Origin of the sequence: Pseudomonas sp. BF-R-19 (assembly GCF_019956445.1) — a bacterium.
In the GTDB taxonomy this organism is placed as follows: domain Bacteria; phylum Pseudomonadota; class Gammaproteobacteria; order Pseudomonadales; family Pseudomonadaceae; genus Aquipseudomonas; species Aquipseudomonas fluorescens_BH.
Genome location: NZ_JAHBDN010000033.1, coordinates 69,767 through 94,152, shown reverse-complemented (window position 1 = coordinate 94,152; position 24,386 = coordinate 69,767). Strand labels below are relative to the sequence as shown.

The 24,386-nt window shown below is 59.2% G+C and carries 20 protein-coding genes; 3 read left to right on the top strand and 17 right to left on the bottom strand.

The features are described 5' to 3' along the window. Positions 1–174 precede the first annotated feature (174 nt). The gene (locus tag KGB28_RS04565; RefSeq protein ID WP_223442794.1) at positions 175–909 is read right to left on the bottom strand and encodes a helix-turn-helix transcriptional regulator; all 735 of its coding nucleotides are present in this window, start codon (positions 907–909) and stop codon (positions 175–177) included. A gap of 207 nt (positions 910–1,116) precedes the next feature. Between KGB28_RS04565 and mutS the strand changes: the two genes are divergently transcribed. Further along, complete coding sequence (gene mutS / locus KGB28_RS04560) at positions 1,117–3,696, top strand: DNA mismatch repair protein MutS (RefSeq protein ID WP_223442791.1); 2,580 nt, start codon at positions 1,117–1,119, stop codon at positions 3,694–3,696. Positions 3,697–3,838: 142 nt separating this feature from the next. Then, positions 3,839–4,162 carry a ferredoxin FdxA gene (gene fdxA / locus KGB28_RS04555; RefSeq protein WP_150727667.1) on the top strand — a complete coding sequence of 108 codons (324 nt, stop codon included), beginning with the start codon at positions 3,839–3,841 and terminating at the stop codon, positions 4,160–4,162. A 471-nt stretch (positions 4,163–4,633) separates the two neighbouring features. Here the strand turns inward: fdxA and rpoS are convergent, their stop codons facing one another. The 8 genes from rpoS to KGB28_RS04515 form a co-directional block, all read right to left on the bottom strand. Next, a complete protein-coding gene (gene rpoS / locus KGB28_RS04550; RefSeq protein ID WP_007990225.1) occupies positions 4,634–5,641 on the bottom strand; it encodes an RNA polymerase sigma factor RpoS in 1,008 nt (335 codons plus the stop codon). 105 nt (positions 5,642–5,746) lie between these two features. Continuing rightward, complete coding sequence (locus tag KGB28_RS04545) at positions 5,747–6,604, bottom strand: peptidoglycan DD-metalloendopeptidase family protein (RefSeq protein ID WP_223442788.1); 858 nt, start codon at positions 6,602–6,604, stop codon at positions 5,747–5,749. Between the two features lie 212 nt (positions 6,605–6,816). Continuing rightward, positions 6,817–7,452, bottom strand: a complete 636-nt coding sequence (locus tag KGB28_RS04540; RefSeq protein WP_172435346.1) for a protein-L-isoaspartate(D-aspartate) O-methyltransferase — start codon at positions 7,450–7,452, stop codon at positions 6,817–6,819. A 41-nt stretch (positions 7,453–7,493) separates the two neighbouring features. Then, complete coding sequence (surE, locus tag KGB28_RS04535) at positions 7,494–8,243, bottom strand: 5'/3'-nucleotidase SurE (protein ID WP_008054064.1); 750 nt, start codon at positions 8,241–8,243, stop codon at positions 7,494–7,496. Then, positions 8,231–9,289 carry a tRNA pseudouridine(13) synthase TruD gene (gene truD / locus KGB28_RS04530; protein WP_223442785.1) on the bottom strand — a complete coding sequence of 353 codons (1,059 nt, stop codon included), beginning with the start codon at positions 9,287–9,289 and terminating at the stop codon, positions 8,231–8,233. The genes surE and truD overlap by 13 nt, the downstream gene beginning before the upstream one ends. Then, a complete protein-coding gene (gene ispF, locus KGB28_RS04525) occupies positions 9,286–9,759 on the bottom strand; it encodes a 2-C-methyl-D-erythritol 2,4-cyclodiphosphate synthase (RefSeq protein WP_007970721.1) in 474 nt (157 codons plus the stop codon). The genes truD and ispF overlap by 4 nt, the downstream gene beginning before the upstream one ends. Before the next feature lie 43 nt (positions 9,760–9,802). After that, on the bottom strand, positions 9,803–10,648 hold the full coding sequence (fghA, locus tag KGB28_RS04520) for an S-formylglutathione hydrolase (protein ID WP_223442782.1): 846 nt from the start codon (positions 10,646–10,648) through the stop codon (positions 9,803–9,805). A gap of 8 nt (positions 10,649–10,656) precedes the next feature. After that, entirely contained in the window at positions 10,657–11,769 is a 1,113-nt protein-coding gene (locus tag KGB28_RS04515; protein WP_015093777.1) for an S-(hydroxymethyl)glutathione dehydrogenase/class III alcohol dehydrogenase, read from the bottom strand. A 107-nt stretch (positions 11,770–11,876) separates the two neighbouring features. On the opposite strand from KGB28_RS04515, the gene KGB28_RS04510 reads away from it, so the two are divergent. Continuing rightward, on the top strand, positions 11,877–12,773 hold the full coding sequence (locus tag KGB28_RS04510; protein ID WP_223442780.1) for a LysR substrate-binding domain-containing protein: 897 nt from the start codon (positions 11,877–11,879) through the stop codon (positions 12,771–12,773). Between the two features lie 164 nt (positions 12,774–12,937). On the opposite strand, the gene ispD is transcribed toward KGB28_RS04510, so the two are convergent. From ispD to dnaE, 8 genes are all read right to left on the bottom strand, one after another. Continuing rightward, positions 12,938–13,645, bottom strand: coding sequence for a 2-C-methyl-D-erythritol 4-phosphate cytidylyltransferase (ispD, locus tag KGB28_RS04505; RefSeq protein WP_223442778.1), 708 nt, complete (start codon positions 13,643–13,645; stop codon positions 12,938–12,940). Next, complete coding sequence (gene ftsB, locus KGB28_RS04500; RefSeq protein ID WP_007970710.1) at positions 13,642–13,920, bottom strand: cell division protein FtsB; 279 nt, start codon at positions 13,918–13,920, stop codon at positions 13,642–13,644. The genes ispD and ftsB overlap by 4 nt, the downstream gene beginning before the upstream one ends. Before the next feature lie 170 nt (positions 13,921–14,090). Then, a complete protein-coding gene (eno, locus tag KGB28_RS04495) occupies positions 14,091–15,380 on the bottom strand; it encodes a phosphopyruvate hydratase (RefSeq protein ID WP_056720952.1) in 1,290 nt (429 codons plus the stop codon). Between the two features lie 155 nt (positions 15,381–15,535). Continuing rightward, the gene (gene kdsA, locus KGB28_RS04490) at positions 15,536–16,381 is read right to left on the bottom strand and encodes a 3-deoxy-8-phosphooctulonate synthase (RefSeq protein WP_056720954.1); all 846 of its coding nucleotides are present in this window, start codon (positions 16,379–16,381) and stop codon (positions 15,536–15,538) included. 5 nt (positions 16,382–16,386) lie between these two features. After that, complete coding sequence (locus KGB28_RS04485; protein WP_150727676.1) at positions 16,387–18,018, bottom strand: CTP synthase; 1,632 nt, start codon at positions 18,016–18,018, stop codon at positions 16,387–16,389. A gap of 274 nt (positions 18,019–18,292) precedes the next feature. Beyond that, the gene (gene tilS / locus KGB28_RS04480; RefSeq protein ID WP_223442776.1) at positions 18,293–19,621 is read right to left on the bottom strand and encodes a tRNA lysidine(34) synthetase TilS; all 1,329 of its coding nucleotides are present in this window, start codon (positions 19,619–19,621) and stop codon (positions 18,293–18,295) included. Positions 19,622–19,768: 147 nt separating this feature from the next. After that, the gene (locus tag KGB28_RS04475; protein WP_223442774.1) at positions 19,769–20,716 is read right to left on the bottom strand and encodes an acetyl-CoA carboxylase carboxyltransferase subunit alpha; all 948 of its coding nucleotides are present in this window, start codon (positions 20,714–20,716) and stop codon (positions 19,769–19,771) included. Positions 20,717–20,855: 139 nt separating this feature from the next. Then, complete coding sequence (gene dnaE / locus KGB28_RS04470) at positions 20,856–24,377, bottom strand: DNA polymerase III subunit alpha (protein WP_223442772.1); 3,522 nt, start codon at positions 24,375–24,377, stop codon at positions 20,856–20,858. Positions 24,378–24,386 lie beyond the last annotated feature (9 nt).

Genomic DNA, 24,386 nt, shown 5'->3' with positions numbered 1-24,386 from the left:
TTCATGCCTCCTTGAGTGAACGGTCATTCCGTGTTCTTGGATAGATAGGCAACAAGACTATGCATTTATGCATAGAAAGGCAATGCGTAAACGCATACAAAAAGACAGTCCGATGCTTTCAGCACACGAAAAAAACCCGCTCGGGAAGCGGGTTTTATCTGAACGCAGGGGGTGTTAGCGGGCGTACATGCCCCACCAGAAGACATGTCCAAGGATAACAATCGGCTCTTCCTGGATTTCCTGGAAGCTGTAGTCCTCGTCCGGATGCTCGTCACGATTGAAGCTGCGCAAGCGAATCCCGGACGGCAGGCGATACAGCTGCTTCACTCGTAACTGGCCGTTGTGATTGATTGCATAAAGGTCGCCGTCAACGATATCGCCAATGCCGCACTTGCCGGCATTGACCCCGACCGTGGCGCCATCACGCAGTACCGGCAACATGCTGTTGCCCCGCACTGTCACGCATTTGGCCTGGTCGAACTGCACGCCGTTATGGCGCAGGCTTCGTTTGCCGAAGCGCAGGCTGGAGCGCTCGCTCTCCTCGATGACGAATCTTCCTGATCCTGCGGCCAATTCAACCTCGCGAAGAAAGGGAACCGACACCTCGTCGTCATCGACAGGGGTATCGTCGTCCCACAGGCTTATATCCTTGAGTTCCGAATGCACGGGAGCGCGCCCGGCATTAGCGGCATACGTGACGTCCGCGCGACCTCGCAACTGGTCGGTGCTCACGGAAAAATAGTCGGCAATTTTCGAAATGTGCCTATCCGAAGGATCGACGATTTTCCCGCTGAGAATGCGCGAGAGCGTGGATTGAGGCACGCCGGTTCGACGGTGAAGCTCCGTGGGGGAGATCCCGTGCTGATCGAGCAATGCTCTTAATACGGTAGATACGTTGCGTTTTTGCATAACTCGCATAGTGCTTGCTCTTCTCGAAGAAGACAATGCCGATTTGCATAAGTCATGCATATCCAGATTGTAAATGGCAAAGGAGTCACCCGGCCGTGATGCCTGCGTCGGGTAGACCGCCCATGGTAACCTTGCGCCCATCGCGGAAAAGCCCGGCCGTTGCCCCGCTTTTGCCCCATCTCTTTCAACGAGCTTCCTGACAATCCGATGAATAAAGCCGTCTCCGACCTGTCCTCCCACACCCCGATGATGCAACAGTACTGGCGCCTGAAAAACCAGCACCCGGACCAGCTGATGTTCTACCGCATGGGCGACTTCTACGAGATCTTCTATGAAGACGCGAAGAAGGCCGCCAAGTTGCTGGACATCACCCTGACGGCCCGCGGGCAGTCGGCCGGGCAGGCGATTCCGATGTGCGGGATTCCTTACCATGCCGCCGAGGGTTACCTGGCAAAACTGGTGAAACTTGGCGAATCGGTGGTGATCTGCGAGCAGGTCGGCGATCCGGCCACCAGCAAAGGGCCGGTGGAGCGGCAGGTCGTGCGCATCATCACGCCGGGGACGGTGAGTGACGAGGCGCTGCTCGACGAGCGTCGGGACAACCTGATCGCCGCCGTCCTGGGTGATGAGCGCCTGTTCGGCCTGGCGGTGCTGGACATCACCAGCGGCAACTTCAGCGTGCTGGAAATCAAGGGTTGGGAAAATCTGCTGGCGGAGCTGGAGCGGGTCAACCCGGTGGAACTGCTGATTCCGGATGACTGGCCCAAGGACTTGCCGGCGGAAAAACGCCGTGGCGTGCGTCGTCGTGCGCCGTGGGATTTCGAGCGCGATTCGGCGCTCAAAAGCCTGTGCCAGCAATTCTCGACCCAGGATCTCAAAGGCTTTGGCTGCGAAAACCTGACCCTGGCCATCGGCGCCGCCGGTTGCCTGCTGGCCTACGCCAAGGAAACCCAGCGCACCGCCCTACCTCATTTGCGCAGCCTGCGTCATGAGCGCCTGGACGACACCGTGGTGCTCGATGGCGCCAGCCGTCGCAACCTGGAGCTCGACACCAACCTGGCCGGCGGCCGCGACAACACCCTGCAATCGGTGGTGGACCGCTGCCAGACCGCCATGGGCAGCCGTCTGCTGACCCGCTGGCTGAATCGCCCATTACGCGATTTGACGGTGCTGTTGGCGCGCCAGACCTCGATCACCTGCCTGCTCGACGGTTACCGCTTCGAAAGGCTGCAACCGCAGCTCAAGGAAATCGGTGACATCGAACGGATTCTTGCGCGGATCGGCCTGCGCAATGCCCGCCCCCGCGACCTCGCTCGCTTGCGTGATGCCCTCGGCGCACTACCGGAACTGCAAGTGGCAATGACGGAGCTCGAAGCCCCGCACCTCCAGCAACTCGCCACCATCACCAGCACCTACCCGGAACTGGCGGCACTCCTGGAAAAAGCCATCATCGACAACCCGCCCGCAGTCATTCGTGACGGCGGCGTGCTGAAAACCGGCTACGACAGAGAACTCGACGAACTGCAGTCGCTGAGCGAAAACGCCGGGCAATTCCTGATCGACCTCGAGGCACGGGAAAAGGCCCGCACCGGCCTGTCGCACCTGAAGGTCGGTTACAACCGCATCCACGGCTACTTCATCGAGCTGCCAAGCAAGCAGGCGGAATCGGCACCGGCCGACTATATTCGCCGCCAGACACTCAAAGGCGCCGAGCGTTTCATTACGCCGGAACTCAAGGCGTTCGAAGACAAGGCACTGTCAGCCAAGAGCCGCGCTCTGGCCCGCGAGAAGATGCTGTACGAAGCGCTGCTTGAAGACCTGATCGCCCAATTGCCACCCTTGCAGGACACTGCTGGCGCCCTGGCCGAGCTGGACGTCTTGAGCAACCTTGCCGAACGCGCGCTGAACCTCGACCTGAACTGCCCGCGCTTCGTCAGTGAGCCGTGCATGCGCATCAGCCAGGGTCGTCACCCGGTGGTAGAACAAGTGCTGACCACGCCGTTCGTGGCCAACGACCTGAGCCTTGATGACAACACCCGCATGCTGGTGATCACCGGTCCGAACATGGGCGGTAAATCCACCTACATGCGTCAGACCGCCTTGATCGTGCTCCTGGCGCACATCGGCAGCTTCGTGCCGGCAGCCAGTTGCGAACTGTCGCTGGTCGATCGCATCTTCACCCGGATCGGCTCCAGTGATGACCTGGCCGGCGGGCGTTCGACCTTCATGGTGGAAATGAGCGAAACCGCGAACATCCTGCACAACGCCACCGAGCGCAGCCTGGTGCTGATGGACGAAGTCGGGCGCGGCACCAGCACCTTCGACGGTCTGTCCCTGGCATGGGCGGCGGCCGAGCGCCTGGCGCATCTGCGTGCCTACACGCTGTTCGCCACACACTACTTTGAACTGACTGTCCTGCCGGAAGCCCAGCCGCTGGTGGCCAACGTGCACCTCAATGCCACCGAGCACAACGAGCGCATCGTGTTCCTGCACCACGTGCTGCCCGGGCCGGCCAGCCAGAGTTATGGCCTGGCCGTTGCGCAGCTGGCAGGCGTACCGAGTGAAGTCATTACGCGCGCTCGCGAGCATTTGAGCCGCCTGGAAGACACCGCCCTGCCCCATGAAACACCTGCACCGACCAAAGGCAAACCGGCCGCACCGCTGCAAAGCGACCTGTTCGCCAGCCTGCCGCACCCGGTGCTGGATGACCTGGCCAAGCTCGATCTGGACGACATGACGCCACGTCGTGCTCTCGAAATGCTCTATACACTAAAGACACGGATCTAACGCAGCGGCTTGCAAGCTGTTAGAATCTCGCGCGGTTTGGGATGCTGCTGGCTAATAGCCTGGCCAGCAGACTATCGCTCCCGAACCTGGCGACCCCTACGAGAAGGGGCGCAGCAAGCCGCGCCTGAGGAGAAAATTAGAAATGACCTTCGTCGTCACCGACAACTGCATCAAGTGCAAGTACACCGACTGCGTAGAAGTCTGTCCGGTGGACTGCTTTTACGAAGGCCCGAATTTCCTGGTGATTCACCCGGATGAGTGCATCGATTGCGCGCTGTGCGAACCTGAATGCCCTGCCGTGGCTATCTTCTCCGAAGATGAGGTTCCGGCCGGCATGGAAAACTTCATCGAGCTGAACGCTGAGTTGGCCGATATCTGGCCAAACATCACCGAGAAGAAAGATTCGATGCCCGACGCTGAAGAGTGGGATGGCAAGAAAGGCAAGATCGCAGACCTCGAACGCTGATTACCCCCGCGTTCGCGAAAAAGGCCCCACAAGGGCCTTTTTGCTTTTCTGCAGGCAAAAAAAGGGGCGGTTTGACCCGCCCACATTTTTTCCCTATTCCCTGTGTTCCTTTTCATCGTCCTGATGAATCGCGTCCTGCGATATCCATATCCTTCATCCATGAAGGACGTGTCTGTCCGTCGACACAACCTGAATACTAGACCTTTCCCCGCCTGGATCAATCGCCCTTTGGCGCGAAACCCAACTGTCACACGCCATTAATAATAAAAAATAGTTATATAAATCAAAAAGATAGAGACAATCGGCGTTCAGCATGGACGACTGCCAGAGTGTAAAAATAACGAACACTTACGCAAGAGTAAGCCAAGGCTTACAGCAGGAAACCAAAATCCCGAGGGGATTCGGTCTCTTGGCCAGGCAATAAAAAACCCCGAGCCAGTCGGGGTTTTTCATGCCATCGCTGTGAGCGCCTTATTGGAACAGCGACTCGCTCGACAGACCATTTTTTTCCAGGATCTCGCGCAGCCGCTTCAAGCCTTCCACCTGAATCTGTCTGACCCGTTCCCGGGTCAGGCCGATTTCCAGGCCTACGTCTTCAAGGGTGCTGCTTTCATGACCGCGCAGGCCGAAGCGGCGTACAACCACTTCGCGTTGCTTGTCGGTCAGTTCCGAGAGCCATTGATCGATGCTCTGGGACAGGTCGTCGTCCTGCAACAGTTCACATGGATCGGTTGGACGGTCGTCAGTCAGGGTATCGAGCAGGGTTTTATCCGAATCCGGACCCAGCGAGACGTCGACCGAAGAAACCCGTTCGTTAAGGCCGAGCATACGCTTGACCTCTCCCACCGGTTTTTCCAGCAGGTTGGCGATTTCTTCGGGTGAGGGTTCATGGTCGAGTTTTTGCGTCAGCTCCCGCGCAGCCCGCAGGTACACATTCAGCTCTTTGACCACGTGGATCGGCAGCCGGATGGTCCGGGTCTGATTCATGATTGCGCGTTCGATGGTCTGGCGAATCCACCAGGTCGCGTAGGTCGAGAAGCGGAAACCGCGTTCCGGATCGAACTTCTCCACCGCCCGGATCAAGCCGAGGTTGCCCTCTTCGATCAGGTCCAGCAGCGACAGCCCACGATTGACGTAACGCCGGGCGATTTTCACCACCAGCCGCAGGTTACTTTCAATCATGCGTTTGCGCCCGGCCGGATCGCCACTTTGCGACAGGCGCGCAAAATGAACTTCTTCTTCGGGGGACAGCAGGGGAGAGAAACCAATTTCATTGAGATACAGCTGCGTGGCATCAAGTGCCCGCGTGTAGTCAATGTACTTGTGTTGTTTCAACGATGCGGAGTGTTTGGATTTGGCACGAACGGAAGGTGGAGCCGCCCCTTCATCATTCGACATCGAATCCGTATCGATGCTGCTCTCCATCAGGAGAACCTCATCGTCGATGTCAAACTCCGGCACTTCTTTACTGAGAGCCATTGTTATAGTCCTTTGGTGAGTTCGACCTCAAGCTCAAGCGGCGCCTTCATCCCTGGCAACGCTGGAGCCTGTCCCCTCTACGCGACGGAACAGGCTGGTAAGCGATCAACGACGTGGCAGGAATTGCAGCGGATCTACAGGTTTACCCTGGCGGCGAATTTCAAAATGCAGTTTCACCCGGTCTGTACCCGTTGACCCCATTTCGGCAATTGTCTGTCCGACCTTGACCTGCTGCCCCTCCCGAACCAACAGCCTGCGGTTATGTCCGTAGGCACTGACGTAAGTTTCGCTGTGTTTGATGATCACTAGTTCGCCGTAGCCCCTTAAGCCACTCCCGGCGTACACCACCGTCCCATCAGACGCAGCTAAAACAGGCTGTCCCAAATCACCGGCGATATCAATTCCTTTATTCAAACTACCGTTTGAAGAGAATTTCCCGATCAGAATGCCATTAGATGGCCATCCCCAGCCCGTCGGGGCTGGCCCGGGAGGGGGCAACGGAGCGGGTGCTGGCTTGTTGGCGACGGACGGTAAAACCGTCGTTGTGCTGGCGGTCGCACCGTTTACCGGACGACGGATGACCGTGGTTTTACTCGACGACGAAGGTGTTGAACTGGACGAACTGACCACCGCTGTCGACGTTGAATCGGTACGACCATCAAAGCGAATCGTCTGACCTGGACGGATAGTGTAAGGCGCAGCAATGTTGTTACGCGCAGCCAGGGCCTTGTAGTCCCAGCCGTAACGGAAGGCGATGGAGAACAGGGTGTCCTTGGGCCGAACGACGTATTGTCCGGTGGTTACGGCCGGGCGCTGGGCCGCGGCATTGTTGCGGTCCAGGACACGAACATCGCTGGACTTGTTGCTGGAACAACCGACCAGCAACGTGCTCAAGACAAGGCCAGTCACCAGGCGCTGAAAGCTCGTTTTACTCATACGCTGCGCAATGACTGTGAGACTCACCCGCCGCTCCCTCTGTGGTGGCTGAAAATGTGAAATACCGGAGTCCGGCAATGAACTGTCGCAAGTATAACGAGCCGTGCACGCTTTAACTTTAATGTGGCGAATCGGTGTCGCGCACACGTTTGCTGCCTGACGATGAATCCCGTTCAACCGAACGATGCCGCAGTAAGACAAAGGCAATCGAAGAGAATTCAGCGTGCCGAAACAAATGCTCAGGCCAGTGGCCCATTGAGCAATGGCACGAAGCGCACCGCCCCCAGAACATGCCTGGAAAAACCTTGTTCCTCGCGGATGATCAGCATCAATTGCTGGACTTCGCCGGCCCCGACCGGGATCACCATCCGGCCTCCCGGTGCCAACTGATCAAGCAGAGCCTGGGGCACATCGGTGGCCACTGCGGTGACGATAATCCCGTTGTACGGCGCCAGTGCCGGCCAGCCTTCCCAGCCGTCGCCCCAGCGGAACACCACGTTGCGCAGGTTCAGTTCGACCAGGCGTTCCTTTGCCCGATCCTGCAGAACCTTGATGCGCTCGACCGAGAACACACGCTCGACCAGTTGCGACAGCACCGCCGTCTGATAACCCGACCCGGTGCCGATCTCCAGCACCTTGTCGAGGGGACCGGCCTCCAGCAGCAGCTCGCTCATGCGCGCCACCATATAAGGCTGGGAGATGGTCTGGTTATTACCAATCGGCAGCGCCGTGTCTTCATAGGCACGGTGCGCCAGCGCTTCGTCGACGAACAGGTGGCGCGGGGTCCGGCGAATGACCTCCAGCACCCTGGCGTTGGAGATGCCTTCTTCGTACAGGCGCTGGATCAGCCGCTCCCGGGTTCGCTGGGAGGTCATGCCGATGCCGCGACGCAGCATATCGTCTTGTTCGCGACCCATCAGCGCAGCCCCTCCAGCCAGCCGTCCAGACTTCTGAAGGCATCATTGAAGGTGCGATCCAGTTGCAGCGGCGTGATCGAAACATAACCCTGCATCACTGCATGGAAATCGGTACCCGGGCCACCGTCTTCGGCATCCCCGGCCGCAGCGATCCAGTAACCGGACTTGCCCCGCGGATCCACCACTTTCATCGGTGCCGCGGCACGCGCGCGATGGCCCAGGCGGGTCAACTGGATACCGCGGATACGGTCCAGCGGCAAATTGGGAATGTTCACGTTCAGTACCGTACGCGGTGGCAGATCCAGGTCAGCATGGGCTTCGACCAGTTTGCGCGCGAAATGGGCAGCTGTGGGAAGGTTATCTACCTGGCGTGAGACCAGCGAAAAGGCAAACGAGGGGTGTTTCAGGAAACGCCCCTCAAGGGCCGCCGCCACCGTGCCGGAATACAGGACATCGTCCCCCAGGTTCGCGCCCAGGTTGATTCCGGAAACCACCATGTCCGCTTCGCGCTCCAGCAGGCCGTTGAGGCCCAGGTGCACACAATCGGTGGGCGTGCCGTTGAGGCTGATAAAGCCGTTGGCCAGGGTTTGCGGGTGCAACGGACGGTCGAGCGTCAGCGAACTGCTGGCGCCGCTTTTGTCCTGGTCCGGGGCGATAACCACGCATTCGGTGTAATCCGCCAGCGCAGCATAAAGCGCGGCGAGACCGGGTGCGGTTACCCCATCGTCGTTAGAAATCAGAATACGCATGGGCTGTCCGTCTGCCCCACCGGCACCAGATCAACAAGCTCACGCACCAATACGGTGGCGAAGCATCCGGCCGGCAGGATGAATTCCAGTTGCAGAATGTCAGGCTCGGGATAATGCCACGTCAGCCCGCCAATGGGCAGCCGCAGGATGCGACGTTCGTGGCTCATACCGGCGTTGATCAACCAGTCACGCAAATCCGCTTCGCGTGCGGCGATAACCTGCTCCAGTTCATGGACAACGCCCGTGGCCGGCGAGTCACCTTCGCCCCACTGCGGACCGGTCGGGTGCAGATCGAGAATCGCCAGGCGCGGGTCGCTGCACTCGGCTTCGCCTGCCGGGAAAAAGCTGCGACTGTCGGTGAAGGCCAGCAGATCGCCCACCTGGGCACACTGCCAGGTGCCATCGGCGACACGCGCGGCCAGCACCTGATTGAACAGAAAACTGCGCGCCGTGGAGAGCAGACGCGAGCGCACATTGCGCTGCTCCGGCAAGGCCTTGCGCGCGGCCCAGGCGCGAGCATCGACGACGTTGCCGCCGTCATGGCCGAAACGCTGGGCGCCAAAATAATTGGGGATGCCTTGTTTGGCGATCAGTTGCAGACGCTCTTCAAGCGCAGCCTTGTCGCCAGCGAATTGCGTCAGGCGTAACGTAAAACCGTTGGCCGAGTGCGCACCGCGTTGCAGTTTGCGTTTGTGGCGGGCGGTCTTGAGGATCTTCAGCGTATCGTTTTGCGCGGCCGACAGATCAGGGTCGGCCTTGCCCGGCAATTGCACGCTGAACCACTGGCGAGTCAACGCCTGACGGTCCTTGAGCCCGGCATAACTGACGGTGCGCAAAGGCACGCCGGCAGCCTTGGCAATCCGCCGCGCCGCTTCTTCTGTGTTCAAACCACGCTTTTCCACCCAGATCCACAGGTGTTCGCCTTCGCCACTGAGGGGAATATCAAGGACTTCGTCGACCTGGAAATCTTCCGCAATGGCTTTCAGTACCGCGGTGCCGAGGGGTTCACCATAGGCCCGCGGGCCGAGCAGTTGCAGTTCGTTCATGCGCGCAGCAACAAGGCAACGGAGTGCACGGCAATGCCTTCTTCGCGACCGACAAAGCCGAGCTTTTCGGTGGTGGTAGCTTTCACGTTCACTTGATCCAACTCTACTTGAAGATCCGCGGCAATCAGCGCGCGCATCGATTCGATATGCGGGGCCATTTTCGGCGCCTGGGCGACGATGGTGTTATCGACGTTGCCGACTTTCCAGCCTTTGGCATGGACCAGTGCGACGACGTGACGCAACAGCGCACGGCTGTCAGCGCCCTTGAATTGCGGGTCGGTATCCGGGAAGTGCTTGCCGATGTCGCCCAGCGCCGCGGCGCCGAGCAAGGCATCGCTCAAGGCGTGCAAGAGGACGTCACCGTCAGAGTGAGCGAGCAGCCCGAAGCTGTGTGCAATGCGCACGCCGCCCAGAGTGATGAAATCGCCTTCAGCGAAACGGTGCACATCATAGCCGTGGCCAATACGCATAAAAAAACGCCCCGATTTTTGTCAGGGCGTGATTCTACCTGCATTAGGCACCTAGAGCATGCGCGTGATGCCGCAAGTGGTCGTCTATGAAACTGGCAATGAAGAAATAGCTGTGGTCATAGCCCGGTTGCAGGCGCAACGTCAGCGGGTGACCCGCCAGTTTGGCCGCCTGCTGCAGGGCTTCCGGCTTGAGCTGGCTGGCGAGGAAATCGTCGCGATCACCCTGGTCGACCAACAGCGGCAACTTTTCATCGGCCTCGGCAATCAACGCGCAGGCATCCCACTCGCGCCATTTCGAACGGTCCTCTCCCAGATAACGGGAGAAGGCTTTCTGCCCCCACGGGCAATCCATCGGGTTGTTGATTGGCGAGAACGCCGACACCGACAGATAGCGCCCCGGATTGCGCAATGCGCAGACCAGCGCACCATGGCCGCCCATGGAATGGCCACTGATGCCGCGCTTGTCCGACGCCGGGAAATGGGCTTCGACCAATGTCGGCAATTCCTGCACGACATAGTCATGCATCCGATAGTGGCGCGACCAAGGCTCCTGGGTGGCATTCAGGTAAAACCCGGCGCCGAGACCGAAGTCCCAGGCGCCATCCGGATCGCCCGGCACATCAGGACCGCGAGGGCTGGTGTCCGGTGCGACGATGATCAGCCCCAACTCGGCGGCCATGCGCATGGCGCCAGCCTTTTGCATGAAGTTCTCGTCGGTGCAGGTCAGGCCGGACAACCAGTACAACACCGGCAGCTTGCCGCCCTGCTCCGCTTGAGGAGGCAGGTACACGGCGAACACCATGTCACAGCCGAGCACTTCCGAGCGATGGCGATAGCGCTTGTGCCAACCGCCAAAGCTTTTCTGGCAGGAGATGTTTTCCAGGCTCATGACAGACCTCAGAAATGAATGACGGAGCGGATGCTTTTTCCTTCATGCATCAGGTCAAACGCCTTGTTGATATCTTCCAGGCCCATGGTGTGGGTGATGAAGGTATCCAGCGGAATCTCGCCGGTCTCAGCCATTTCCACATAGCTTGGCAACTCGGTACGGCCGCGCACACCGCCGAACGCCGAACCGCGCCAGACGCGACCGGTGACCAACTGGAACGGACGGGTCGAGATTTCCTGACCGGCACCGGCAACACCGATGATGACCGACTCGCCCCAGCCCTTGTGGCAGCACTCCAGCGCCGCGCGCATCAGTTGCACGTTGCCGATGCACTCGAAGGAAAAATCCACGCCGCCATCGGTCATGTCGACGATGACTTCCTGGATCGGACGATCGAAGTCTTTCGGATTCACGCAATCGGTTGCGCCCAGCTGTTTGGCGATCTCGAATTTCGCCGGGTTGATGTCGATGGCGATGATGCGGGCAGCCTTGGCTTTCACAGCACCAATCACCGCCGAAAGACCGATGCCGCCGAGGCCGAAAATGGCCACGGTATCACCCGGTTTCACTTTGGCGGTGTTGAGCACTGCACCGATACCGGTGGTGACACCACAGCCCAGCAGGCAGACTTTTTCCAGTGGTGCTTCCTTGGCGATTTTCGCAACGGAAATCTCCGGAAGCACGGTGTACTCGGAGAACGTGGAAGTGCCCATGTAGTGGAAAATCGTTTCGCCCTTGTAGGAAAAACGCGAAGTACCGTCCGGCATCAGGCCTTTGCCCTGGGTCGCGCGAATCGCCTGGCAGAGGTTGGTTTTACCCGACAGGCAGAATTTGCACTGACGGCATTCCGGGGTGTACAGCGGGATTACATGATCGCCCACCGCAACGGAGGTCACGCCCTCGCCGATCGCCTCCACGATCGCGCCGCCTTCATGGCCGAGGATCGACGGGAAGATGCCTTCCGGGTCAGCGCCGGACAAGGTGTAGGCATCGGTATGGCAAACACCGGAGGCCACCACGCGCAGCAATACTTCGCCGGCCTTGGGCATGGCGACATCGACTTCAACGATTTCGAGGGGCTTCTTGGCCTCGAAGGCAACGGCGGCGCGCGACTTGATCATGATGACTCTCCAGTGAATTAAAACGAGACAGTGAGTGTAATACATGGCTCAACGATGAATAATCGATGCAAATGCAAAATATTATTGCCGCACAGGGATAATCATTGATGTCCGAAAATCGCTGGGAAGGGATCGACGAGTTTGTCGCCGTTGCCGAATGCAGCCAGTTCACCGCTGCTGCGCAACGCCTGGGGGTTTCTTCCTCCCATATCAGTCGACAAATCGTACGCCTCGAAGAACGCCTGCAAACTCGCCTGCTCTACCGCAGTACCCGCCGGGTCACGCTGACCGAGGCCGGGCAAACCTTCCTGCAACATTGCCAGCGTTTGCAGGATGGCCGCGAAGAGGCATTGCGAGCGGTCGGCGACCTGACCAGCGAACCCAAGGGCATGCTGCGCATGACCTGCGCCGTGGCTTATGGCGAGCGCTTCATCGTGCCGCTGGTGACCCGCTTCATGGGGCTGTATCCGCAACTGCGCATCGACATCGAACTGACCAATCGCCAGCTTGACCTGGTGCACGAAGGCCTCGATCTGGCAATTCGCCTCGGGCGTTTGCAGGACTCACGGCTGGTCGCCACCCGCCTCGCGCCGCGACGCATGTTTCTCTGTGCATCGCCCTCCTACCTTGAGCGCTACGGTCGCCCGCACAGCCTGTCGGAGCTGAGCCGCCACAACTGCCTCATCGGTAGCTCGGACCTCTGGCAACTGGAACAGAACGGGCGGGAATTTTCGCAAAGGGTGCAGGGAAACTGGCGCTGCAACAGTGGGCAAGCGGTGCTGGATGCCGCGCTACAAGGCGTGGGGCTGTGTCAGTTGCCGGACTATTACGTGCTGGAGCATTTGAATAGCGGCGCGTTGATTTCGTTGCTTGAAGCACATCAACCACCGAACACGGCGGTTTGGGCGTTGTATCCGCAGCAACGGCATTTGTCGCCGAAGGTGCGCAAGCTGGTGGACTTTTTGAAGGAGGGGTTGGCTGAAAGGCCGGAGTATCGAAGCTAGGAAGGTGCCGGTGTGTCAGCAGGATGGCGGTTGTCTGTACTACCGTAATCGCGAGCAAGCTCGCTCCCACAGGGTTTGCTGGCGTTCACAAGATTTGTGTTCGTCCCCGCCCAATGTGGGAGCGAGCTTGCTCGCGATTGGGGGCAGCACAAAACCAATGTCAATCAGTGGCGATTGGCCCAACGCTGCCTCAACCATTCAAGGTCTTCAGGACGCGTAACCTTGAGGTTATCGGACCGTCCTTCGATCAGGCGCGGTGCCGAACCGGCCCACTCCATCGCCGAGGCTTCGTCGGTAATAACGGCATCGGCCACCAGACTGTCCGCCAAAGCCCGATGCAACGCCCCAAGGCGAAACATCTGCGGCGTGAAGGCCTGCCAGATCACGCTGCGGTCCACGGTTTCGACCACACGACCGTGCTTGTCGACTCGCTTGAGCGTATCCCGTGCCGGAACCGCCAGCAGTCCGCCGACAGGATCGTCAGCCAGTTCAGCCAGCAGCTTGTCCAGATCGTCACGACTGAGGTTCGGCCGTGCGGCATCGTGAACCAGTACCCAATCCTCATCGTCGGCACCCTGCGCATGCAAGTGCAGCAAGGCATTGAGCACCGATCCGGAACGTTCGGAACCGCCCTCGACCCGGGCAATACGCGGATCACTGGCACACGCCAGGTTCGGCCAATAAGGATCATCAACAGCAAGACTGACCACCAACCCTTTCAGGCAGGGATGATCAAGGAAACAGCCAAGGCTGTGTTCGAGAATAGTGCGCCCGCCCAGTTGCAAGTATTGCTTGGGACGGTCCGCGGCCATACGGGCACCGACGCCCGCGGCAGGAATCACGGCCCAGAAGGCCGGTAACGAATTAATCATTGGGCCAACTGGTAAAGGGTTTCACCGTCCTTGACCATGCCCAACTCATGGCGAGCCCGCTCTTCAACGGTCTCCATGCCCTTTTTCAACTCACTGACTTCGGCGTCCATCACCCGATTACGTTCCAGCAATGCCTGGTTCTCAGCCTGCTGATCGGCAATCTGCTGAGTCAACTCGGCTACTTGCGCCAGACTGCCGTTTCCCACCCACAGGCGGTACTGCAGGCCAGCCAGCAGCAAAAGCAGGATGAGGAACAACCAATTGGGACTGCGCATCGAATATCAGGTATCCAGTGAAAAAAGACAGCCATGCCAAAACGTGAAGCTTCTGATAGCACGAAGCCTGGAAGAACCAGGCTTGTGCATATAAGGCATCAGATTAGTGGCAAAAACGTCGCCGTAGCGATTTTTCCGACACAATCCGCTGACTTTTTACCAATTTCCGCTTAACCGCGGAACTCGCTGCGACCGTTGTACTTGGCTTTGCCGTTCAACTGCTCTTCGATACGCAGCAGTTGGTTGTACTTGGAAACGCGGTCGGAACGGCACAGGGAGCCGGTCTTGATCTGGCCAGCCGAGGTGCCCACGGCCAGGTCGGCAATGGTCGAATCTTCGGTTTCGCCGGAGCGGTGCGAGATCACGGCAGTGTAACCGGCAGCCTTGGCCATCTGGATGGCTTCCAGGGTTTCGGTCAGGGTGCCGATCTGGTTGAACTTGATCAGGATCGAGTTGGCGATCTTTTTATCGATGCCTTCTTTCAGGATCTTGGTGTTGGTCACGAACAGGTCGTCGCCTACCAACTGGGTCTTCTCGCCGATCTTGTCGGTGAGGATCTTCCAGCCAGCCCAATCGGACTCGTCCAGGCCATCTTCGATGGAGATGATCGGGTAACGCTCGGTCAGGCCTTTCAGGTAATCAGCGAAACCTTCGGCGGTGAACACCTGGCCTTCGCCGGACAGGTTGTACTTGCCGTCTTCGTAGAATTCGCTGGCCGCGCAGTCCAGGGCCAGGGTCACGTCGGTGCCCAGCTTGTAACCGGCGTTGGCCACGGCTTCGGAGATCACTTTCAAAGCGTCTTCGTTGGAAGCCAGGTTCGGCGCGAAACCACCTTCGTCACCCACGGCAGTGCTCAGGCCACGGGCCTTCAGCACAGCTTTGAGGTGATGGAAAATCTCGGTGCCCATGCGCAGACCTTCCGAGAAAGACTTGGCGCCTACTGGCTGAACCATGAATTCCTGGATGTCGACGTTGTTATCGGCGTGCTCGCCACCATTGATGATGTTCATCATCGGAACCGGCATCGAGTAAACACCCGGGGTGCCGTTCAGGTTAGCGATGTGAGCGTACAGCGGCAGGTCCTGGTCCTGTGCTGCTGCCTTGGCCGCGGCCAGGGAAACGGCGAGGATCGCGTTGGCGCCCAGGGAACCTTTGTTCTCAGTACCGTCGAGCTTGATCATTGCCAGATCGAGCGCTTTCTGGTCGCTTGGGTCCATGCCTTTCAACAGGTCGCGGATCGGACCGTTGATGTTGGCTACGGCCTTCAGAACGCCCTTGCCCAGGTAACGGCTCTTGTCGCCATCACGCAGCTCGAGCGCTTCACGCGAGCCAGTGGAAGCACCGGACGGCGCGCAGGCACTGCCGATGATGCCGTTGTCGAGAAGCACATCCGCTTCCACGGTGGGATTGCCACGGGAGTCGAGAACTTCACGACCTTTGATGTCGACGATTTTAGCCATTGTTGTAAACACTCCAAAGTTGACGAAAACGACGCAGCTGTAGGAAATCTTTGATCGTCGGCAAGTGGGTGCAGCGGGCAGTCTTGCAGACGACAAGGCTCAGGCCCGAGGGCCTGAGCGTTAAATCGTGCGGTACTTTACCGGAGAATTGAGGATTACGCGGTTTCTACCGTCGGAAAACTCTTCACCAGTTCGTCCAAAGCCTTGAGCTGGGCCAGGAATGGCTCCAGTTTGTCCAGGCGCAAGGCGCAAGGACCGTCGCATTTGGCGTTGTCCGGATCCGGGTGGGCTTCGAGGAACAAGCCAGCCAGGGACTGGCTCATGCCGGCTTTTGCCAGATCGAGGACCTGGGCGCGACGACCGCCGGCGGAATCGGAGCGACCACCAGGCATTTGCAGCGCGTGGGTCACGTCGAAGAACACCGGGTATTCGAACTGCTTCATGATGCCGAAGCCGAGCATGTCGACGACCAGGTTGTTGTAGCCAAAGCTCGAACCACGCTCGCAGAGGATCAACTGATCGTTACCCGCTTCCACGCACTTGTTCAGGATGTGCTTCATTTCCTGAGGGGCGAGGAACTGGGCTTTCTTGATGTTGATCACAGCGCCCGTTTTGGCCATCGCGACCACGAGGTCGGTCTGGCGCGACAGGAAGGCTGGCAACTGGATGATGTCGCAGACTTCAGCGACGACCGCGGCCTGATCAGGCTCGTGGACGTCGGTGATGATCGGCACGCCGAAGGCTTGCTTGATGTCCTGGAAGATGCGCATGCCTTCTTCCAGGCCAGGACCACGATAGGAGGTCACAGAAGACCGGTTGGCCTTGTCGAAACTGGCCTTGAACACGTAAGGGATACCGAGCTTTTCGGTGACCTTCACATACTCTTCGCAAACCTGCATGGCCATGTCACGACTTTCCAGCACGTTCATGCCGCCGAACAGCACCATGGGTTTGTCGTTGGCAATCTCGATGTCGCCGACGCGGATGATCTTCTGTGCCATCGGGGTTACGCCTTCTTCTGGTGTTGAACCAACGCTGCCTTGACGAACCCGCTGAACAGCGGATGACCGTCGCGTGGCGTCGAGGTGAACTCAGGGTGGAACTGGCAAGCGACGAACCATGGGTGATCCGGAGCTTCAACGACTTCGACCAGTGCGCCATCACCGGAACGACCGGAGATTTTCAAACCGGCTTCCATGATTTGCGGCAGCAGGTTGTTGTTCACTTCGTAGCGATGACGATGACGCTCGACAATCACGTCCTTGCCGTAGCAACCGTGGACCAGGGAACCCGGCTCCAGCAGGCAATCCTGCGCGCCCAGGCGCATGGTGCCGCCCAGATCGGAGGTTTCGGTACGGGTTTCGACAGCGCCGGTGGCATCTTCCCACTCGGTGATCAGGCCCACGACCGGGTGACCGCTTGCACGATCGAACTCGGTGGAGTTGGCGTCTTTCCAGCCCATCACGTTACGTGCGAACTCGATAACGGCCACTTGCATGCCCAGGCAGATACCCAGGTACGGAACCTTGTTTTCGCGAGCGTATTGAACGGCAGTGATCTTGCCTTCAACGCCACGTAGACCGAAGCCGCCAGGTACCAGGATGGCATCGACGCCTTCCAGCAGCGCGGTGCCCTGGTTCTCGATGTCTTCGGAATCGATGTAGCGCAGGTTGACCTTGGTACGGTTGCTGATGCCGGCGTGACTCATCGCTTCGATCAGCGACTTGTAGGCGTCCAGCAGCTCCATGTACTTGCCGACCATGGCGATGGTGACTTCGTGCTCAGGGTTGAGCTTGGCGTCGACCACGGCTTCCCACTCGGACAGATCGGCACCGCCGCATTGCAGGCCGAAACGCTCGACGACGAAATCGTCCAGGCCCTGGGAGTGCAGGATGCCCGGGATCTTGTAGATGGTATCGGCGTCTTCCAGCGCGATCACCGCACGTTCTTCAACGTTGGTGAACTGCGCGATCTTGCGACGCGACGACACATCGATCGGGTGGTCGGAGCGGCAGACCAGCACGTCTGGTTGCAGGCCGATGGAACGCAGTTCCTTCACCGAGTGCTGGGTTGGCTTGGTCTTGGTTTCGCCGGCAGTGGCGATGTACGGCACCAGTGTCAGGTGCATCAGCATCGCGCGTTTGGCGCCGACTTCGAAACGCAGTTGGCGGATCGCCTCGAGGAACGGTTGCGACTCGATGTCACCCACGGTGCCACCGATCTCGACCATTGCCACGTCAGCGTCACCAGCACCCTTGATGATGCGGCGCTTGATTTCGTCGGTAATGTGCGGGATCACCTGGATGGTTGCACCCAGGTAGTCACCACGGCGTTCTTTGCGCAGGACGTGTTCGTAGACACGGCCAGTGGTGAAGTTGTTGTTCTGGGTCATGGTCGTGCGGATGAACCGCTCGTAGTGGCCCAGGTCCAGGTCGGTCTCGGCGCCGTCATGAGTGACGAACACTTCACCGTGCTGGAACGGGCTCATGGTGCCCGGGTCGACGTTGATGTACGGGTCCAGCTTCAGCATGGTGACCTTAAGTCCCCGCGCCTCCAGGATGGCCGCCAATGATGCCGATGCAATGCCTTTCCCCAATGAAGAAACAACACCGCCCGTGACGAATATGTAGCGCGTCATGAAAAACCCTAGAAGTCTGCGTTAAAGCGGTCCGAGCCGCCGGGGAAAGCGAAGGAAGGCCGAAGCCCCCGATCACCTGCATTAATCACAGTGCACCTTTCGAAAAAACCGCCGCGTTGGGACAGACCGGAAAATGAAACACCGGTTCGTTGCTCGCTACACATTTTTTGGAATCGCCCAGCAAAGACTGCTTGGTAATCGGCAACTCCTGCAATTCAGGCGAATCCACAGAAGTTGTATCAAGAAGGGAGCGTAGTCTACCGGAAAGCCCCTTTCAGCTCAAACCTTGATCTTCGTTCAGTGGCTGCCAATGCAAATGCCAGTCGCCGAGCGCACCACCATCGAGTCCCTTGAGGTTCGCTACCGCCAGCAGTTGCCCGTCTTTGTAGAGCAGCGGCAATCTGCCGCGCACGAAGGACGGTACAGCGCTTTCATTGAGCAAACGTTTCAGGTCCCGATGACCGCGGCCTGGCAATGCCATGACCTCTCCCCCTTCACGATAGCGGATATGCAGCGGGCCATCGGGGATTTGCCCGGTGACACTCAGTACACCGTTATCCGGCAATATCAGAGGCGATGCTGGACTTTGCCACGCCCCAGCAGAAGGCACAGTGCGCAGCCAGCAACCGGACAGCCACCAAATGCGTCCGCCTGCACGGTGCAGTTCGCCATCCGCCAGCCGCCACACCGGGCAGGCATCGCCGGTGGCGTCGCGCAGATTTTCCCAACCCGACCAATGGTCGGTATCCGGCAGGCGGGTCAGCGGTTCGAGCCAGTGACTCAAGGCATTGCGCTGCCGGGCATCAGACAATTGCGCAAGCGGCGCCAGTTCAAGGGATCGCAAGCCCAGCCAGGCAAACTCACTGGCAGAGCTGGCCTCACGCAAATCCATGTCCGCCAGTTCTTCGAGCAGCCCCTGCGCTTCAGTCAAATGCGCCGCGCTGCGGGCCATGGTTGCCACCGCTTGCGGCCAGCGCTGGATCAGCACGGGCATGACTTGATGCCGCAGGTAATTGCGCGAGTACTGCCGATCCTGGTTCGAGGGATCTTCGATCCAGCTCAAGCCATGCGCACTGGCATAAGCCTCCAGTTCAGCGCGCGTGAGATCAAGCAATGGCCGCAGCAAATGCCCCTTGCCCAACGGGCGCTGACGCGGCATTGCGGACAATCCGCGCACGCCCGCTCCGCGCAACAAGCGAAACAACAGGGTTTCCGCCTGATCGTCGCGGTGCTGGGCAGTCAGCAGCACTTCGTTGGCCTGAACGGTTTCAGTGAAGGCGTGATACCGCGCATCCCGGGCTGCACGTTCAAGGCTGGCACCCGGTTGCACCTGCACGCGAACCACTTGCAGCGGCACGCCCAGCGCAGCGCACACAGTACGACAATGTTCCGGCCACGCATCGGCCACGGCTTGAAGGCCGTGATGAACATGGATGGCGTTGAGCGCCGGCAGGGATTCGGTTTTGGAGAGTGTTGCCAGAAGGTGCAACAGGACAGTGGAGTCCAGGCCGCCGGAGAAGGCGATGTGCCAGGTCGCAGCATTGCGCCATGGTTTCAGATTCAGCAAAAGTCTGGAAGGCAAATCAAATGCGGACCGACCCATATCTGCCCCTATGCACAAATCAAATGTGGGAGCGAGCTTGCTCGCGATAGCGGCTTAACATTCAACATATTCGTCGACTGTTTTACCGTCATCGCGAGCAAGCTCGCTCCCACAGTGGTTTGCGTCGCTGGTCGAATCAATATTCGATCAGAGACCGTAGCTCATCAGTCGATCGTAGCGGCGCTTGAGCAGCGCGTCGTTATCGAACTTCTTCAGCATCGCCAGTTGCGAGCTGAGCTCAGCACGAATCGATGCGGCTGCGGCGGCCGGGTCACGGTGCGCGCCGCCCAATGGCTCGCCAATCACCTTGTCCACGATGCCCAGGCCCTTGAGGCGCTCGGCGGTAATGCCCATTGCTTCCGCGGCATCCGGTGCTTTCTCGGCGGTTTTCCACAGAATCGAAGCGCAACCTTCCGGCGAGATCACCGCGTAGGTCGAGTATTGCAGCATGTTCAACTGATCGCAGACACCGATCGCCAGTGCACCACCGGAACCACCCTCACCGATCACGGTGGCGATGATTGGGGTTTTCAGGCGGGCCATGACACGCAGGTTCCAGGCAATCGCTTCACTCTGGTTACGCTCTTCAGCGTCGATGCCAGGGTAAGCGCCCGGGGTGTCGATGAAGGTCAGGATCGGCATTTTGAAACGTTCGGCCATTTCCATCAGGCGGCAAGCCTTGCGGTAGCCTTCCGGACGCGGCATGCCGAAGTTGCGGCGAACCTTCTCGCGCACTTCACGGCCTTTCTGGTGACCGATGATCATCACCGGCTTGTCGTCCAGACGGGCAATACCGCCAACGATGGCAGCGTCGTCCGAGAAGTGACGGTCACCGTGCAGTTCGTCGAACTCGGTGAAGATGTGTTCGATGTAGTCCAGGGTATACGGACGTTTCGGGTGACGCGCCAGACGTGCGATCTGCCAGCTGGTCAGCTTGCCGAAGATGTCTTCGGTCAGCGTTTTGCTCTTGTCCTGCAGGCGGGAGATCTCATCGCCGATATTCAGCGAATTGTCATTACCGACCAAGCGCAACTCTTCGATCTTGGCTTGCAGGTCGGCGATCGGCTGTTCGAAATCTAGAAAATTCGGGTTCATAGGCGTCCGTCTTGGGTCGAGTCCCAAGGGTTCTTGGGCCGGCCGGTTGTCTATTCGCGCCCTACCTTAAGGGACGGGCGCGTTGAGGTCGAGATTAAAAATTCAGGTCAAGGTCAGGGCAATCTGATAGCACTGACCGTCAACGGTATTGGAGGAAGACGTTGTCTCGCCCGAACTGGTCACGCAGGGCTTGAATCAACGCATCCGCCGGATCGATTCGCCAGCCTTCGCCGAACTGCAACAAGGCCTTCGCATCGGGACTGGTGTAGTCCATGGTGATCGGGCACGCACCGCGGTGACGCTTCAACAGTTCACCCAGCCAGCGTAGCTGATCGCCCTTGAGGTCCTTGGCATGCAACTTCAAGCGCAGGCTCTCGGCCAGATTGGTGCGCGCATCCTCCATGCTCATCACCCGCTTGACCCGCAACTTCAGGCCACCGGAGAAGTCGTCATTGCTGACCTCGCCTTCGACCACCACCATCGCGTCGGTCTGCAACAGCGACTGCGCGGAATGGAACGCCTCGGAAAACAGCGAGGCCTCGATCCGTCCGGAGCGGTCGTCGAGGGTGATGAACCCCATCTTGTCGCCCTTTTTGTTCTTCATCACCCGCAAGGCAATGATCATCCCGGCAACAGTCTGGGTATCACGCGCCGGCTTCAGGTCGATGATGCGCTGGCGGGCGAAGCGACGGATTTCACCTTCATATTCGTCAATCGGGTGACCGGTCAGGTACAGGCCGAGGGTATCTTTCTCCCCTTTCAGGCGCTCCTTGAGGGTCAGCTCCTTGGCCTTGCGGTGATTGGCGTAGACGTCGGCGTCCTCTTCGACAAACAGACCGCCAAACAGGTCGGAGTGACCGCTGTCCTGGGTGCGCGCGGTCTGTTCGGCCGCCTTGATCGCTTCTTCCATGGCCGTCAGCAGCACCGCGCGATTGCGGTCGATGTTGGCCTGGTAGGCTTTCTGCTCATCGTGGAAATACGGCCCGAGGCGATCCAGGGCACCGCTGCGGATCAAACCGTCGAGGGTGCGCTTGTTGATACGCTTGAGGTCGACCCGTGCGCAGAAATCGAACAGATCCTTGAACGGACCGGCCAGACGCGCTTCGGTGATCGCCTCGACCGGGCCTTCGCCCACGCCCTTGATCGCACCAAGACCGTAAATGATCCGGCCTTCGTCGTTCACCGTGAACTTGAATTCGGAGGTGTTCACGTCCGGCGCGTCGAGACGCAGCTTCATGGTCCGCACTTCTTCGATCAAGGTCACGACCTTGTCGGTGTTGTGCATATCCGCCGAGAGTACCGCGGCCATGAACGGCGCCGGGTAGTGCGCCTTCAGCCACGCGGTCTGGTACGACACCAGGCCATAGGCGGCGGAGTGGGATTTGTTGAAGCCGTAACCGGCGAACTTTTCTACCAGGTCGAAGATGTTACCGGCGAGGTCCGCATCGATGTTGTTGGTGGCGCAACCTTCAATGAAGCCACCACGCTGTTTGGCCATTTCCTCGGGTTTTTTCTTACCCATGGCTCGACGCAGCATGTCCGCACCACCGAGGGTGTAACCGGCCATGACCTGGGCAATCTGCATCACCTGTTCCTGATACAGGATGATGCCGTAAGTCGGTGCCAGTACAGGTTTGAGGCCTTCGTACTGGTAGTCCGAGTGCGGATACGCCAGCTCGGCGCGGCCGTGCTTACGGTTGATGAAGTCGTCCACCATGCCCGATTGCAGCGGCCCCGGACGGAACAGCGCCACCAGTGCGATCAAGTCTTCCAGGCAGTCGGGCTTGAGCTTTTTGATCAGCTCCTTCATGCCCCGGGATTCGAGCTGGAACACGGCCGTGGTTTCGGCTTTTTGCAGCAAGGTGTAGGTCGGTTTGTCATCCAGCGGGATGAACGCGATATCCAGCGGCGGTTCGTTGACCTTGGCGCGCTCGCGGTTGATGGTTTTCAGCGCCCAGTCAATGATCGTCAGGGTCCGCAGACCGAGGAAGTCGAACTTCACCAGGCCGGCCGCCTCGACATCATCCTTATCGAACTGGGTTACCAGGCCGTCGCCGGCTTCGTCGCAATAGATCGGCGAGAAGTCGGTCAGCTTGGTCGGTGCGATCACCACACCACCGGCGTGCTTGCCGACGTTACGCACAACGCCTTCGAGCTTGCGGGCCATCTCCCAGATTTCCGCGGCCTCTTCATCGACCTTGATGAAGTCGCGCAGGATCTCTTCCTGCTCGTAGGCCTTTTCCAGGGTCATGCCGACTTCGAACGGAATCATCTTCGACAGACGATCCGCCAGGCCATAGGACTTGCCTTGCACCCGCGCCACGTCGCGGACCACGGCCTTTGCCGCCATGGAACCGAAGGTGATGATCTGGCTTACCGCGTTGCGGCCGTACTTCTCGGCTACGTAGTCGATTACCCGGTCACGACCGTCCATGCAGAAGTCGACGTCGAAGTCGGGCATGGATACCCGTTCCGGGTTGAGGAATCGTTCGAACAGCAGGTCATATTCCAGCGGATCGAGGTCGGTGATCTTCTGTACGTAGGCCACCAGCGATCCGGCACCCGATCCACGGCCAGGGCCCACGGGTACACCGTTGCTCTTGGCCCACTGGATAAAGTCCATCACGATCAGGAAGTAACCGGGGAACCCCATCTGGATGATGATATCCAGCTCGAAATTCAGCCGGTCGACATAGACCTGACGCTTGGCCTCGTAGTCTTCGGTAGTGTCCTTGGGCAGCAGAACGGAAAGGCGCTCTTCCAGGCCGTCGAAGGACACCTTGCGGAAGTACTCGTCGATGGTCATGCCATCGGGGATCGGGAAGTTGGGCAGGAAGTGCGTGCCCAGCTTCACTTCGATGTTGCAGCGCTTGGCGATCTCGACGGTGTTTTCCAGCGCCTCGGGAATGTCGCTGAACAGCTCGGCCATTTCCTCGGCGCTTTTGAGGTACTGCTGGTCGCTGTAATTCTTCGAACGCCGCGGATCGTCGAGGGCGCGGCCCTCGCCGATGCACACGCGGGTTTCGTGGGCGGCGAAATCTTCCTGCTTGATGAAGCGCACATCGTTGGTCGCCACCAGCGGCGCACCGAGCTTCTCGGCCAGGGCCACGGCGCCGTGCAGTTGTTCTTCATCGTTGGGGCGGTTGGTGCGCTGGATTTCCAGATAGAAACGATCCGGAAACACTTCCATCCATTCGCGGGCCAGGGTTTCGGCCTCGGCGGGGTTGCCGCTGAGCATGGCCTGGCCGATCTCGCCTTCTTTGGCCGCCGACAGCATGATCAAGCCCGAGTTGGCTTCAGCAACCCATTCGCGCTCGATGATGATCGCGCCATTGCGCTGACCATCGATAAAACCGCGGGAAATCAGTTCGGTAAGGTTGCGATAGCCTTCGGCGTTCATCACCAGCAGGCTGATCCGGCTCAGCGGGTTGTCCGGATCCTTGTTCGACAGCCACAGGTCGGCGCCGCAGATCGGCTTGATCCCGGCACCCATGGCGTTTTTATAGAATTTGACCAGGGAACACATGTTGTTCTGGTCGGTGACCGCTACGGCAGGCATGTTCATGCCGACCAGGGTCTTGACCAGCGGTTTGATCCGCACCAGACCGTCGACCAGGGAGTATTCAGTGTGCAGGCGTAGGTGAACGAATGAAGCCGGCATAATGATCCT

Excerpts from the sequence above, each read along its gene's own strand:
- KGB28_RS04565 (WP_223442794.1), bottom strand. The coding sequence starts at position 909 with ATGCAAAAACGCAACGTATCTACCGTATTAAGAGCATTGCTCGATCAG.
- mutS (WP_223442791.1), top strand. The coding sequence starts at position 1,117 with ATGAATAAAGCCGTCTCCGACCTGTCCTCCCACACCCCGATGATGCAA.
- fdxA (WP_150727667.1), top strand. The coding sequence starts at position 3,839 with ATGACCTTCGTCGTCACCGACAACTGCATCAAGTGCAAGTACACCGAC.
- rpoS (WP_007990225.1), bottom strand. The coding sequence starts at position 5,641 with ATGGCTCTCAGTAAAGAAGTGCCGGAGTTTGACATCGACGATGAGGTT.
- KGB28_RS04540 (WP_172435346.1), bottom strand. The coding sequence starts at position 7,452 with ATGACCTCCCAGCGAACCCGGGAGCGGCTGATCCAGCGCCTGTACGAA.
- surE (WP_008054064.1), bottom strand. The coding sequence starts at position 8,243 with ATGCGTATTCTGATTTCTAACGACGATGGGGTAACCGCACCCGGTCTC.
- truD (WP_223442785.1), bottom strand. The coding sequence starts at position 9,289 with ATGAACGAACTGCAACTGCTCGGCCCGCGGGCCTATGGTGAACCCCTC.
- ispF (WP_007970721.1), bottom strand. The coding sequence starts at position 9,759 with ATGCGTATTGGCCACGGCTATGATGTGCACCGTTTCGCTGAAGGCGAT.
- fghA (WP_223442782.1), bottom strand. The coding sequence starts at position 10,648 with ATGAGCCTGGAAAACATCTCCTGCCAGAAAAGCTTTGGCGGTTGGCAC.
- KGB28_RS04515 (WP_015093777.1), bottom strand. The coding sequence starts at position 11,769 with ATGATCAAGTCGCGCGCCGCCGTTGCCTTCGAGGCCAAGAAGCCCCTC.
- KGB28_RS04510 (WP_223442780.1), top strand. The coding sequence starts at position 11,877 with ATGTCCGAAAATCGCTGGGAAGGGATCGACGAGTTTGTCGCCGTTGCC.
- ispD (WP_223442778.1), bottom strand. The coding sequence starts at position 13,645 with ATGATTAATTCGTTACCGGCCTTCTGGGCCGTGATTCCTGCCGCGGGC.
- ftsB (WP_007970710.1), bottom strand. The coding sequence starts at position 13,920 with ATGCGCAGTCCCAATTGGTTGTTCCTCATCCTGCTTTTGCTGCTGGCT.
- eno (WP_056720952.1), bottom strand. The coding sequence starts at position 15,380 with ATGGCTAAAATCGTCGACATCAAAGGTCGTGAAGTTCTCGACTCCCGT.
- kdsA (WP_056720954.1), bottom strand. The coding sequence starts at position 16,381 with ATGGCACAGAAGATCATCCGCGTCGGCGACATCGAGATTGCCAACGAC.
- KGB28_RS04485 (WP_150727676.1), bottom strand. The coding sequence starts at position 18,018 with ATGACGCGCTACATATTCGTCACGGGCGGTGTTGTTTCTTCATTGGGG.
- tilS (WP_223442776.1), bottom strand. The coding sequence starts at position 19,621 with ATGGGTCGGTCCGCATTTGATTTGCCTTCCAGACTTTTGCTGAATCTG.
- KGB28_RS04475 (WP_223442774.1), bottom strand. The coding sequence starts at position 20,716 with ATGAACCCGAATTTTCTAGATTTCGAACAGCCGATCGCCGACCTGCAA.
- dnaE (WP_223442772.1), bottom strand. The coding sequence starts at position 24,377 with ATGCCGGCTTCATTCGTTCACCTACGCCTGCACACTGAATACTCCCTG.